The 12,756-nt window shown below is 69.7% G+C and carries 13 protein-coding genes; 7 read left to right on the top strand and 6 right to left on the bottom strand.

The features are described 5' to 3' along the window. Positions 1–40: 40 nt before the first annotated feature. The 5 genes from P5F91_RS27525 to P5F91_RS27505 all read right to left on the bottom strand — a co-directional run bounded on the left by P5F91_RS27525 (position 41) and on the right by P5F91_RS27505 (position 5,090). Positions 41–1,600 carry an MFS transporter gene (locus P5F91_RS27525; protein ID WP_277908812.1) on the bottom strand — a complete coding sequence of 520 codons (1,560 nt, stop codon included), beginning with the start codon at positions 1,598–1,600 and terminating at the stop codon, positions 41–43. Beyond that, positions 1,597–2,685, bottom strand: coding sequence for an HlyD family secretion protein (locus tag P5F91_RS27520; RefSeq protein WP_246134345.1), 1,089 nt, complete (start codon positions 2,683–2,685; stop codon positions 1,597–1,599). The genes P5F91_RS27525 and P5F91_RS27520 overlap by 4 nt, the downstream gene beginning before the upstream one ends. A gap of 5 nt (positions 2,686–2,690) precedes the next feature. After that, the gene (locus P5F91_RS27515; protein WP_145610362.1) at positions 2,691–3,806 is read right to left on the bottom strand and encodes an FAD binding domain-containing protein; all 1,116 of its coding nucleotides are present in this window, start codon (positions 3,804–3,806) and stop codon (positions 2,691–2,693) included. Positions 3,807–3,809: 3 nt separating this feature from the next. Further along, positions 3,810–3,950 (bottom strand): hypothetical protein, encoded by a 141-nt coding sequence (locus P5F91_RS27510; RefSeq protein WP_186454699.1) that lies wholly within the window; start codon positions 3,948–3,950, stop codon positions 3,810–3,812. Positions 3,951–4,091: 141 nt separating this feature from the next. Then, entirely contained in the window at positions 4,092–5,090 is a 999-nt protein-coding gene (locus P5F91_RS27505) for an MBL fold metallo-hydrolase (protein ID WP_145610361.1), read from the bottom strand. A gap of 226 nt (positions 5,091–5,316) precedes the next feature. On the opposite strand from P5F91_RS27505, the gene P5F91_RS27500 reads away from it, so the two are divergent. From P5F91_RS27500 to P5F91_RS27485, 4 genes are all read left to right on the top strand, one after another. Beyond that, positions 5,317–6,294 (top strand): DUF6662 family protein, encoded by a 978-nt coding sequence (locus P5F91_RS27500; protein WP_145610360.1) that lies wholly within the window; start codon positions 5,317–5,319, stop codon positions 6,292–6,294. Positions 6,295–6,378: 84 nt separating this feature from the next. After that, positions 6,379–6,900, top strand: coding sequence for an FMN-binding protein (locus P5F91_RS27495; protein WP_145610359.1), 522 nt, complete (start codon positions 6,379–6,381; stop codon positions 6,898–6,900). Further along, entirely contained in the window at positions 6,881–7,735 is an 855-nt protein-coding gene (locus tag P5F91_RS27490; protein WP_145610358.1) for an FAD:protein FMN transferase, read from the top strand. The genes P5F91_RS27495 and P5F91_RS27490 overlap by 20 nt, the downstream gene beginning before the upstream one ends. Continuing rightward, complete coding sequence (locus tag P5F91_RS27485; RefSeq protein WP_145610357.1) at positions 7,732–8,223, top strand: DUF4405 domain-containing protein; 492 nt, start codon at positions 7,732–7,734, stop codon at positions 8,221–8,223. Before P5F91_RS27490 ends, P5F91_RS27485 begins: the two co-directional genes overlap by 4 nt. On the opposite strand, the gene P5F91_RS27480 is transcribed toward P5F91_RS27485, so the two are convergent. Next, positions 8,220–9,227, bottom strand: coding sequence for a LacI family DNA-binding transcriptional regulator (locus tag P5F91_RS27480; RefSeq protein ID WP_145610356.1), 1,008 nt, complete (start codon positions 9,225–9,227; stop codon positions 8,220–8,222). The genes P5F91_RS27485 and P5F91_RS27480 overlap by 4 nt on opposite strands. Positions 9,228–9,354: 127 nt before the next feature. Between P5F91_RS27480 and P5F91_RS27475 the strand changes: the two genes are divergently transcribed. The 3 genes from P5F91_RS27475 to P5F91_RS27465 are packed head-to-tail and all read left to right on the top strand — an operon-like array spanning position 9,355 to position 12,575. Further along, entirely contained in the window at positions 9,355–10,482 is a 1,128-nt protein-coding gene (locus P5F91_RS27475) for a Gfo/Idh/MocA family protein (protein WP_145610355.1), read from the top strand. Between the two features lie 25 nt (positions 10,483–10,507). Next, complete coding sequence (locus P5F91_RS27470) at positions 10,508–11,560, top strand: sugar phosphate isomerase/epimerase family protein (protein ID WP_145610354.1); 1,053 nt, start codon at positions 10,508–10,510, stop codon at positions 11,558–11,560. A gap of 22 nt (positions 11,561–11,582) precedes the next feature. Further along, a complete protein-coding gene (locus P5F91_RS27465) occupies positions 11,583–12,575 on the top strand; it encodes a sugar phosphate isomerase/epimerase family protein (RefSeq protein ID WP_277908811.1) in 993 nt (330 codons plus the stop codon). The last annotated feature ends 181 nt before the right edge of the window (positions 12,576–12,756 follow it).

Below are 12,756 nucleotides of genomic sequence, written 5' to 3'. Positions count from 1 at the left end.
CCTTTTATTTCCGCGTTTTACGCGCAAGCCCGTTCTGCCTTCAAGCCTTGGCCGGCGGTGGGCGCAGCCAGGCGGCCAGCGCGATGCAGGCAAAGGCGCCAGCCGCGGCCGCCGCGAAGCCGTCGATATAAGCGAGGACCGAGGCCTGCTGCGCCACCGCGCTGGCCAGCAGCCGGGTGGCTCCGGAAACGGGGTCCACGCCGTGGGCGGACAGCACGGCCTGGGACCGGGCCAGGCGGTCGGCGGTGGCGCCGGCCAGCGGGTCGATATGCAGGCCCAGCAGGTTGGAATGCAGCTGTTCCCGCATGCGCACGAAAGTCTGCATGAAGGCGACGCCAATCTCGCCGCCGAACAGGCGGGCGGCCTGCAACAGGGCGCCGATGGAGATGGCATCGGCCGGCGTGAGGTTCCGCACCACCAGCACCACCAGGGCCGTCAGCGCCAGGCACTGCCCCACCGCCTGCAAGGCCTGGGACGGCAGGAAGTCCAGGGTGGCCCAATGGCTGGTCAGGCTGGTGGCCTGCAGGCAGGCGATGGCGATCAGCAGGGCGCCGATGGCCAGCACCCAGCGACCATCCACCCACGCCAGCAGCCAGCCCAGCGGCAAGATCAGGGCGAACTGGGGCAGGGCGATGAACAGCAGCACCGGACCCACCTGCAGCTCGCGGAAGTTCTGCACCACCTGCAGATAGACGGGGATGATGTAGGCGGTGGACAGGATGATGAAGCGGAAACCGGCCAGCAGCAGCATGAGCAGGAACAGGTTGCCGCGCAGCATCAGGCGCAGGTTCAGGAAGGGGCGGCGGCTGATGACCAGTTCGCGCATCGCAAACAGGGCGGTGATCAGGCCGCCCGCCACCAGCAGGCCCACCACCAGGCCATTACCCGTCCAGTCCAGCCGGTTGCCTTGGTCCAATCCCGCGTACAGCAGGCCGAAGCCCACGGCGGCGTAGGCGACACCGGGCCAGTCGTGCTGTTTCAGCAGGTCGGTGTTCAGCGGTTCCCGCGGGACGCCGATCCACACGCACAGGAACATGAGGGGCAGGACCAGGCAGTACTGCCAGTTCAGCCAGGCGATGGACCAGTTCTCGGCGTACCAGCCCTCCAGCGCCGCGCCGATGTTCTGGGAAAACTCCGAATTCATGGCGTAGGCGGCCAGGCCGTACAGCGTCAGCCGCGCCGGCAGGTTCAGGACGATGAAGCGGATGGTCAGGGGGATGAAGGTGCCGGCCCCCAGGCCCGACAGGAACTGCATGGCCAGGTAGGCCGCCAGGTTGGGCGACAGCGGCGCCAGCAGGCTGGACACGAAGAACAGGCCGATGCCCGCGAACAGCACCCGGCGGGCGCCGAAGACAATGCCCAGATAGGGGCAGGCCACCCCCACCACCATCTGCCCCACGCCATAGGCGGTGGTGATCCAGGCGCCCTCGTCGAAGCCGGCGTGCAGGCCGCCGCGCAAATCGGTCAGGCCGAAGGTGGTGACGCGGGAGCCCAGGGTGGAGAGCAGCGCGCCCAGCAGGACCCCCAGGATGCCGATATAGGCCCGCATGCCGTCCAGCGTCGGCCGGAGTTGCGGTTCGGCGGGCGCGGCGGCGGTCATTTACGGTCGTCCACATCGATGGTGGAGACGACCGACATGCCGGGCCGCACCAGGGTGCCCAGGGCGGGCACCGGGTCGAGGACGATCTTCACCGGCACGCGCTGCACCACCTTGGTGAAGTTGCCGGTGGCGTTGTCCGGCGGCAGCAGGGTGAAGACGCTGCCGGTGCCGGGGGACCAGCTATCAACATGGCCGTGCAGCTTCAGGTCGGGGAAGGCATCCACCGTCACCGTGGCGGGGTCGCCCACCCGCACGTGGGTCATCTGGGTTTCCTTGTAGTTGGCCACCACCCACACCTTGGGCAGGGCCATGACCCCGATGATCTGCGTGCCGACGTTCAGGAACTGCCCCGGGCGCACCTGGCGCTGGCCCACCATGCCGTCTGCAGGGGCGGTGATGCGGGTATAGGCCAGGTTGTTCCGCGCCAGGGCCAGTTGCGCCTCGCCCTCCCGCACCTGTGCCGTCAGCTGCTGTTCCTGCACGTCCAGGCTGGCCAGCTGGGCCTTCTGCTGGGCCAGCTGGGCGGTGGCCAGTTGCGACTGGGCCACGGCCTTGGCCGCGTCGGCGTCAGCCTGCTCCACCTTCTGCTCCGTCCCTGCGATCTTGGTGCGCAGCAGGTCGCGCTGGCGTTCCGCTTCCAGCCGGGTGCGGGTCATGTCGGCGGCGGCGCTGGCGATGCCGGCTTCCGCCTGGCGGACCAGGGCGCGCTGCACGTCCTTCTGGTTGGCCAGGTTGGCCAGCGCCGCTTGGGCCGCGGCCAGGCTGGCCTGTGCCAGATCCAGCTGGGCCTGGTAGTCCGACGGTTCGATCTGGGCGATCAGATCCCCCTTGCGTACTGTCTGGAAATCGTCCACCGCCACCGTTTGAACATATCCGGAAATCTTGGCCGACAGGGGCGTCAGGTCGCCGGTGACGTAAGCGTCGGATGAGGACTGGTGGCGGGCGGCGCCCAGCCAGCGGTCCCAGTGTCCGGCCACCACCCACACCAGCACGGCGGCGCCGGCCAGGACCAGGGTGCGCAGAACGGAAGGCATCCAGCGGTGGCCGGCGGAGGCGTCTCCAGGGGGCATCACGGTGGTATCCATGGGGGTCACTCCAATGCCGCGCCCAGGCGGCGACCATAGGCGGTGATGGCGGAACCGGCGGCGCAGCGCTCATGACTGTACAGCGCCAGGGCGTCGGTGACGCTGGGCGCCTCGGCCAGATGGCGGCGCAGCGCCAGGGCGTCGCCGGCGGCCTTGGCGACGCCCATGGCGGTGTGCGGACGCGCCACGAAGGCGGCGTCGCCCAGCAGGGCGACCTGGCCCGTGGCCATCACCGGCGCCTCGTAGTCGAAAATGGCCTGGATGAAGGGTTCCGGCTCCGCCATCACCACGGCGGCGAAGGGCGGCGGCAACAGCCGTGCAGCGTCCGCCCTCAGGGCCGCCGCCGCCTGCGCCCGCACTTGGCCCGGGGCCAGGGAATGGGGATGGGGCCGGCCCTCCGTATCGGTCAGCGTCGCCTCCAGGGCCGCCGCCGGCACCGGCCGGTACCAGACCCAGTTGTACCGCCGCTGGCCCGGCGTCGTCTCGCCGCCCGGTCCCGGCACCAGGTACCCCAGGGCATGGGACCGGGGCATCGTGTAGAAGGCGAACCGGTCGCGCAGCATGGCGGCCTCCGCCGGCAGCCGGTCTTCCGGGACCAGGCCGCGCCAGGCGACATAGCCGGCATAGCTGTTGGGCGCGGGGCCACCGGTCACGACCGGGCGCACGACCGACCCCAGGCCGTCGGCGCCGATGACCAGGTCGGCCTCTTCCTCCCCACCGTCGCTGAACAGCAGGCGGGCGCCCTGGGGGCCTTGCGTCACGGTGCGCACAGCCCGGCCCAGGACGTAGCCGTCGTCGGGCACCTTGGCCCGCAGGGTACGGTACAGATGGTCCCAGGAGATCTGAGTTTGGGGGGTGGCGTGGCGCTCGGCGATGCCGCCGTCGCGGTCGAAGTAGATGCGCTCGAACGCGACCACGCCGATGCGGGCCACATGCTCGCACCCCACGGCGCGCAGCAGGGCGAACAGCTCCCGCTGGCTGACCAGGCCGGCGCCCCGGCCGGCCAGGCCGCCGGCCGACCGCTCGTAAATGCGGATGTCGTGCCCGTCCTGCCGCAACAGAGCGGCCGCCGCCAGTCCGCCGATGGAGCCGCCGACGATGCGGATGCGCAAGGAAGCCATGACTTAGTCCCCCTTACGGCCGGCGCGGCGGCGCAGGGTCAGCATGGCCTGGATGGTGAAGGCCGGCGCGCCGGTCGGGGCGGGTGCCGCGGCGACTGGCGGCGGGGCCGCCGGCGACAGGTCCGGGGTGGGGGTTTGGGTCATCGGGAGGCTCTTGAACGGGAAGGGGCGGATGGCAGTACGATGCCTGAACTACGCCCGTGCGGCTTGGACGCCCCACGCCGGATTTGAACATGCCTCGGATGGCGATGAAGGTATGCCGGGCGCGGCTGGCGCCGTCGCGGGTCAGTGCGCCTGCGTCAATCCTACGGTCGTATAATTGGCCGGCAGCCAGCGGTAGGTGCCGTCCTGCCGGGTGATGTGGCCCAGGCCAGGGAAGGCGATATGGGCGGCGGCGACCCAGCTGCCGTCCCGCGCCGCCTGCGCCATCAGCCGGTCGCGGGCTTGGGCTGCGGCCGCCTGGTCGCTGTCATATTTCACGGTGGCGGCGGGGTCGGCGACCTGCACGGCGGCGACATGGATGATGTCGCCCCACGCCAACAGCGTCTGGCCATCCCGGCTGCGCACGCGATAGGCGGTATGGCCCGGTGTATGGCCGGGACTGGGCAGGGCCTGGATGGCAGGGTCCAGCTGGGCCTCGCCGTCGAAGGGCCGCACCCGGCCGGCATCGACATAGGCTCGCAGGCTGTCGATGGCGCCGTCGAACATGGGCCCCAGGAAGGGGGGCGTCTTGGCCTTGTTGGCCGGGTTCAGCCAGAAGTCGGCATCGCGCCGGTTGACCCGCACAATGGCGTTGGGGAAGGCCATGCGCCCGCCCTGGTCTACCCCGCCGACATGGTCGCGGTGCAGGTGCGTCAGGTAGATCTCATCCACCTCGTCCGGCGTGTAGCCCGAGGCGCGCAGGTTGGCCATCAGGTGGCCGCCGTCGGCGCCGTACAGCACGCCGGCACCGGCATCGATCAGGATCAGCCTGGTTCCGGTGTTGACCAGGAAGGCGTTGATCGACCCTTCCACCGGCGCCGCCAGGTCGGCGGCCACCAGTAGTTTGTCGGTCTCGGCCGTGGTGATGCCGGCCATGACCTCATGCACCGGGAAGGGATGGGTGCCGTCCAACAGGGCCGTCACCTCGATATCGCCCAGCATCATACGGTAGAAGCCCGGCGCCTGGGTGCGGGCCTGGGCCGCTGCCGCCCGCGCCGCCGGGGCCGGAACCGTCAGCGCCAGGACGGCGGTGAGCGCCAGGGAAAGCAGGGGCGCCAGCGGGTGCGCGGGATGGCCGGCCATGATCTGAACTCATCGGACTGGAGGGATCGGCGGAAGATGACGGGAGGCGCGTCGTCCCGTCTTGGCGCTTTCGTCGCCCTTTTGTCGCTCAGTGGGGTATCACGGGACCGACCACGATTTGTTGCGGCGACAATATGTCGCGCGCCCAAACTATGAATTGACAGGGCTATCCGGTCCGGCTCATTGCTCCTGCGACTTATTCGCACTTTTAAGGAGCCTCGGCCGAATGTCGCGCAAGACGACCCGCCCCCTGTCCCACCCCCGCCTGTGCGGTGTTACGCTGGCCTGCGCCCTTGCCGGTGCAGTCCTGGGCACGGCGCCGCGGGCGACGGCGGGGGAGCCGCTGTTCGGCTACATCTACACCACCGACCTGTTGCCCGCCGGCAAGGTGGAGGCGGAGCAGTGGCTGACCGGCCGCCTGGGCAAGGCCGGGGGCGACTTCAGCCTGTGGCAGGGCCGTACGGAGGTTGAGTACGGCCTGACCGACAATCTGCAGATCGCGGCCTACGCCAACTACGCCTGGACCCATGCCCGCCAGGACGGCGTGGACGGCAACACCGCCGTGCCCGAGACCTTCGCCGAATATACCCCCGCCAGCGACACCGCCAGCTTCCATGGGACGAAGTACGAGGGCACCTCGGTTGAGCTGATCTGGCGCCTGCTCAGCCCCTACACCGATCCCATCGGCCTGGCGCTGTATGTGGAGCCCCTGGTGGGCCCCAAGACGCGCGAACTGGAATCCCGCCTGATCGTGCAGAAGAACTTCCTGGACGATCAGCTGGTTGTGGCGGCCAACGTGACGGTTGAACAGGAATTGCGCCGCCTGAACGGCGATCCGGACGCCGATCCGCTGTCCAACGACGCGTCGGAACACTGGGACCACGAGACCGACGTCAATTTCGGCCTCGCCGCCTCCTACCGCTTCGCGCCGAACTGGTACGCCGGCGTCGAGTTTCAGAATGAGCGCGAGTTCTCCAACTTCCATTTCTGGACATCGGGTTCGGCCACCAACGTCGCCTATTACGCCGGCCCCACCATCCATTATGGCGGCGAGCGCTTCTTCGTGAACCTGACGTATCTGGAACAGCTGCCCTTCGCGCAAGACTTGGCCAACCCGTCGCCGGGCTTTGTGAAGAGCGGCCGGACCTATGCCGATGACTTTGAAAAGCGCCGCCTGCGGCTGAAGGTCGGCGTGACCTTCTGACGGCGGCGTTCCATTATCCACCGGCCCTGGGGATGGCGGCATCCCCGGGGCCGGCCTTGTTTCCTTGCGGGAGTGTCCTTGCCCATGCGTGCCCCCTTCCTGGTCCTGGCGGCGCCAGCCCTGGTGCTGACCCAGCCGGCGGCCGCCACCGTCTACCTCACCACCGAACAGGCACAGGCGGCCCTGTTCCCCGGCCAGGCGCTGACGCCGCTGCCCGTTACGCTGACCAGCGCCCAGGCCGACGCCATCGAAAGCCAGAGCGGCGTGGATGTGCGCAACAAGACGGTGCAGGCCTGGCGGGCCGCCGACGGCGGCACCTTCATCGTCGATGAGGTGCTGGGCAAGCACGAGTACATCACCATCGCGCTGGCCATCACCAAGGCGGGCGCGGTGCAGGGGCTGGAGATCCTGGAATACAAGGAAAGTTATGGCCATGAGGTGCGCGGCGAGGACTGGCGGGCGCAGTTCACCGGCAAGACGGCCGCCAGCCCGCTGAAGCTGGACCGGGACATCACCAACATCTCCGGCGCCACCCTGTCGTCCAAGCATGTGACGGATGGCGTCCGCCGCCTCCTGGCCACCTGGAATGTCGCCCTCAAGCCCTGAGGCGCGCCGCGCCCGCCCCCTGCTGGGCACCCTGGTCGAAGTGCGCATCGACGCCTGTGAGGGGGACGCCGAGGCGGCGGTGGCGGCCGCCTTCGCCGCGGTCGCCCAGGTGCAGGCGCTGATGAGCTTCCATGACCTGGACAGCGAACTGTCGCGCCTGAACCGGCTGGGCCATCGCCTGCCCGTCAGCCTGCATCCCTGGACGGTGGACGTGCTGCGCCGGGCCCAGGCCCTGCACCGGGCGACGGGCGGCCTGTTCGATCCGGCGGTGGCGCCCGCGCTGGCGGCCCTGGATTTCCTGCCGGCCCCCCTGGCGGCGGCCCCCCGGGGCGGCAGCATCGCCGACCTGGTGGTGGGCGACGGCGTGGCCTGCGGCGTCCGGCCGCTGTGGCTGGATCTGGGGGGAATCGCCAAGGGCTATGCCGTCGATCGGGCGGTGGACGCCTTGCGGATGCGGGGCGTGCGCGCCGGGGCGGTGAACGCCGGCGGCGACCTGCGCCTGTTCGGCGACACGCCCCAGCCGGTGGTGGTGCGCGACCCGGCCGATCCCTGCCGGCACTGGTCCCTGGGGGAGTTTCGCGACATCGCCATCGCCACAAGCGCCGGTTATTACGCCGCGCGATCGACGGCGGACGGGCTGGTCATGCCCATCATCGACCCGCGCAGTGATCGCGCCGTGGCGGTGGGTCCCAGCGTCACCGTGCTGGCCGATGAATGCGCGACGGCGGACGCGCTGACCAAGGCCGTGATGCTGTCCGGCACGGACGCGCCGCCCGCCTGGCTCAGGGATTTCGGTGCCCAGGCTGTGCGCCTGGAGGGAAGGATGGCGGCATGAGTGTGCAATTGGGGGCGGCGACTTCGCCCGCGCCGGCCCACACCGTGCGGGGGGCCGCCTTCGGCCTCAGCCGGGGGCATCGGCGGTGGCTGCACCGCGCCATGCTGGCCGTGGCCCTGACCGGCGTGGTGTGGATGGTCCTGCACTATGGCCATGGCCTGATCGGGGTGGACGGTCACGCCGCGCGGTTGGTGGAGGCGTGGTGCATGAAGCTGCATGGCGCCGCCGTCATGGCGGCCCTGGTCGCCTTCGGCTCCGTCCTGCCGCACCACGTGCGCCTGGCCTGGCGGGCGCGGCGTCATCGCCTGTCGGGAGGCAGCCTCATCGCCGCCGTGCTGACCTTGGTACTGACCGGCTACGGCCTCTACTACCTGGGGGATGAGGACTGGCACGACTATGCCAGCTGGGGCCACCAGGTGCTGGCGGCGGCGGCCGTGGCCGCTTGCCTCATCCATTTGCGCTCCGGCCGGAAAAGCCGCGCGCCCTAATACCGCGCCGGCCCGGTGCTGCCGCGCACCGCCAGGTGATGAGGAAGGGTGACGGAGCGGGGCGTGGTCTGCCGGCCGGCAAGGATATCCAGCAGCAGGGCCACCGCCGTCCGGCCCAGATCTTCCATGGGCTGGCTGACGGTGGTCAGCGCCGGGTCCAGGTAGCGGGCGAAGCGGATGTCGTCGAAGCCGACCAGCGAAAGGTCGTCCGGGCAGCGACGTCCCGCCCGGCGCGCGGCGGCCAGGGCGCCCATGGCCATCTCATCGCTGAAGCAGAACAGGGCGGTCGGGGTGTCGCCGCCTGTCAGCAGGCCCTGCGCCTCCCGCTCCCCCGATTCCACGGAGAAGTCGCCGGTGGCGATGCGCAGGGCCGTCTCGGCGCGATGGCGGGCGGCAGATGCCCGCACGCCGTCCAGGCGATCGCGGCTGATGGGGCTGGCCAGGGGCCCGGTGATGACGCCGATGGCGCGATGGCCCAGGCCGTACAACAGGTCCATGGCCTCCGCCGCGGCGGCCGCGTTGTCGATATGGGCGCTGGACACGCCCAGGTCGGGGCTGAACTCGCAGCCGTTGACCACCGGCGCCTTGGCGCCCTGGCGGCCGATCAGTTCGGCCAAGGTGTCGGGCAGGCGGTGGCCCAGGAAGATCAGGCCGTCGGCCTCTTTCCGGCGCAGCATGCCGGCGTACTGCTCCTCCCGCTCCGTGCTATGGCGGGTGTCGCCCAGCAGCACGGAATATCCCGCCGCCTGTGCCGCCTCCTCCGCGCCGCGGATGACGCTGGAGAAGAAGGGGTTGGAGATGTCGGGCACGGTCACGACGATTTTGGCCGTGCGCAGGGTGCGCAGGCTTTTGGCCGCGTGATTGGGCTCATAGCCCAGGGCGTCGACGGCGGCCATGACCCGTTCGCGCGTCGCCTCGCTGACCACCCCAGGGGTGCTCAGGACACGGGAAACGGTGGCGGTGGAAACCCGGGCCCGGCGGGCCACGTCTTGGATGGTCGGCATGGGGTGGAGGGTGCTTTCGATCCGCCCTGCCTGCAAGAGTTGCGAGGGCATGGCTTCACTGCTAGGATCATGTAATCGATTTCATCATTTTCGCCATGCTTGGATGGGGCGGTCGGGGGGTTGGGTGATGTCTGACGGTGTGATCCGCATGGCGATGGTGGGCGGTGGTCCCGGTTCCTTCATCGGGCCGGTGCACCGCATGGCGGCCGAACTGGACGGCCGCATCCGCCTGGTGGCCGGCGCCTTCAGCCGGGATGAGGGCAAGTCCAAGGCCGCCGCCAGGGGCTACGGCATAGACCCGGCCCGTGCCTATGGCGACTATCGCCAGATGCTGGCGGCCGAGGCGGCGCGGCCCGACGGTGCGCAATTCGTGGCCATCGTCACCCCCAACCATGTGCATTTCCCGGTCGCCAAGGCGGCGCTGGAGGCGGGCTTTTCCGTGCTGAGCGACAAGCCGGCGACCGCGACCCTGGACGAGGCAGAGGATTTGGCCCGCGTGGTGGCGGATACCCGCCGCCTCTATGGCCTGACCTACACCTACACCGGCTATCCCCTAGTGCGCGAGGCGCGGGCCATCGTGCAGCGGGGTGACCTGGGCGCCATCCGCAAGGTGGTGGTGGAATATTCCCAAGGCTGGCTGGCGGAGGCGGTTGAGAAGACGGACAACGCCCAAGCCGCCTGGCGGGCGGACCCGGCGCGTTCCGGCCTGGGCGGCTGTATCGGCGACATCGGCGTGCACGCCTTCAACCTCGCGGAATTCGTCAGCGGCCTAGCCGTCACCCGCCTGAACGCCGACCTCAACAGCGTGGTGCCCGGCCGCCGGCTGGACGACGACTGCAACATCCTTCTGAGGTTCGGCGAAGACGTGCCGGGTGTGCTGGTTGCCAGCCAGGTGGCGGCGGGGGACCGCAACAGCTTGCGCCTGCGCGTCTATGGCGCCCAGGGCGGGCTGGACTGGTGCCATGAACGGCCGGACGTGCTGACCATCAACTGGCTGGACCGCCCCACCCAGACGCTGCACGCGGCGGCGCCCTATCTGGGTCCGGCGGGGCGGGGACCGGCCCGTCTGCCCACCGGCCATCCCGAAGGCTTCATCGAGGCCTTCGCCAACATCTATCGCGACTTCGCCACCGCCATCGCCTCGGGCGGCGGCCTTGGCGGCACACCGGTGCCCACCATCCAGGACGGCCTGCGCGGCATGGCCTTCGTCGCCCGCGCCGTGGCCGCCAACGGCGCCGGCTGGGTTGATCTGTAAACGGACCCGAGCAGGGATACCCACCATGAGAACGATCAAAGGCCCCGGCATATTCCTGGCGCAGTTCGCGGGCGACACCCCGCCCTTCGACACCTTGGCCGGCTTGGCGGGGTGGGCGGCCGCCCACGGGTATCAGGGGGTGCAGGTGCCCACCGGGCCGACCAGCCTGCTGGATTTGGAGAAGGCGGCGGACAGCGTCGACTACGCGCAGGAATTCACCGGCACGCTGGCGGAAAACGGTGTGGCGGTGACGGAGCTGTCGACCCACCTGCAAGGCCAGTTGGTGGCGGTACACCCGGCCTATGACGCCCTGTTCGATGGCTTCGCCCCGCCGCAGGTGCGGGGGAATCCGAAGGCCCGTCAGGAATGGGCGGTGAACCAGCTGATGCTGGCGGCGCGTGTCAGTCGCAACCTGGGCCTGACGGCCCACGCCACCTTCTCCGGCGCGCTGGCCTGGCCCTACATGTACCCGTGGCCGCAGCGGCCAGCCGGCCTGGTGGAAGAGGCGTTCGCCGAGTTGGGCCGCCGCTGGCGCCCCATCCTGGACGCTTTCGACGCCGCTGACGTCGACCTCTGCTTCGAGCTGCATCCCGGGGAGGATCTGTTCGACGGCGCCACCTTCGAACGCTTCCTGGAGGAGGTGGATCACCATCCTCGCGCCACCATCCTGTACGACCCCAGCCATTTCGTCCTGCAGCAGCTGGACTACCTGGCCTTCATCGACCGCTATCATGCCCGCATTCGCGCCTTCCATGTGAAGGATGCGGAGTTCCGGCCCGATGGCCGCGCCGGGGTGTATGGCGGCTATCTGCCCTGGGTGGAGCGGCCGGGCCGCTTCCGTTCCCTGGGCGACGGCCAGGTGGATTTCGGCGCCATCTTCGCCAAGCTGGCGCAGTACGACTACCCCGGCTGGGCCGTGCTGGAATGGGAATGCGCGCTGAAGCATGCGGAGGATGGGGCCCGGGAAGGGGCGCCCTTCATCCGCGACCACATCATCCGGGTGACGGAACGCGCCTTCGACGACTTCGCCGCCAGCGGCGTGGACACGGCCCGCAACCGCGCCCTGCTGGGCCTATAATAAAACAAGCCGAGGAACACCCATGATCACCCCAATGATCACGACACGAACCAGCCGCCGTGCCTTCCTCGGCGGTGCCGCCGCCCTGGCCGGCCTGAGCCTGGCGCGGCTGTCTACCGCCGCCTCCACGCCCTTCTTCAAGGGCAACGGCCTGCCCATCGGCCTGCAGCTCTACACCCTGGGCGACCTGGTGGAGAAGGATTTGCCCGGCACGCTGAAGGCGGTGGCGGACATGGGCTATCGCGCGGTGGAGCTGCCGGGCTTTTACGGCCATACCGCGGGCGACTTGGCGGCGGCGCTGAAGGCCGCCGGCCTGGTGTGCGAAAGCGCCCATATCAATGCGCAGGGCAGGGGCCCGGCGCCCAGCTTGTCCGGCGACCTGGACGCGCTGGTGCGCGATGCCCACACCATCGGGCTGAAGTTCATCGTCATGCCCATGTTCACCGTCCCGGCGCGCCTGGGCGGGCTGCAAGCGGGCGAAGGCTTCGGTGATTTCCTGGCCCGGGTCGCGTCGCAGTTCACCGCCGACGACTGGAAGTCCCAGGCCGCCTTCCTCAACGAAAAGGGGGCGGCCCTGAAGAAGGCTGGGCTGCAGCTGGCCTACCACAACCACAATCCGGAATTCGCCGTTGCGGGCGGCCCGGGGGCCGGCGGCACCGCCACCGGCTACGACATCCTGCTGGCCGAGACCGATCCAGATCTGGTGAAGATGGAGATGGATGCCGGCTGGGTGGCCGCCGCCGGGCTGGATCCCGTGGCGCTGTTGCAGACCCATCCCGGCCGCTTCCGCCTGATGCATGTGAAGGATCTGAAGGCCGGCACGGTCCCCAACACCGGGCTGAAGATGGACCCGACGGAGGTCGGCGGCGGGACCTTGGACTGGCACCGCATTCTGCCCGCCGCCCACGCCGCCGGCATCAACCATTTCTATGTCGAGCAGGAACCGCCCTTCGCCCGGCCCCGGCTGGAGGCGGCGCGCCTCAGCGCCGACTACCTGGGCAAGCTGGCGGTATAGCTCCGCCAAGGCGGCGTCGGCCATCTTTGGCCGGGTCCGGTTTAGACTCTATTGTTCCCACGACACGGCCCTGGGCTGGGCGGATGAGATCCAGTACCAGGACGCGCTCCAGACTGGCGTGCCGGCCCTCGCAGAGGACAGCCGGATTTTGACATGCCCCTGCACAGGCATGCCTGTGATA

Origin of the sequence: Nitrospirillum amazonense, from assembly GCF_029594735.1 — a bacterium.
Lineage (GTDB): Bacteria > Pseudomonadota > Alphaproteobacteria > Azospirillales > Azospirillaceae > Nitrospirillum > Nitrospirillum amazonense.
The sequence above is the reverse complement of the archived record's forward strand: the minus strand, read 5'-3'. Positions and strand labels throughout refer to the sequence as shown.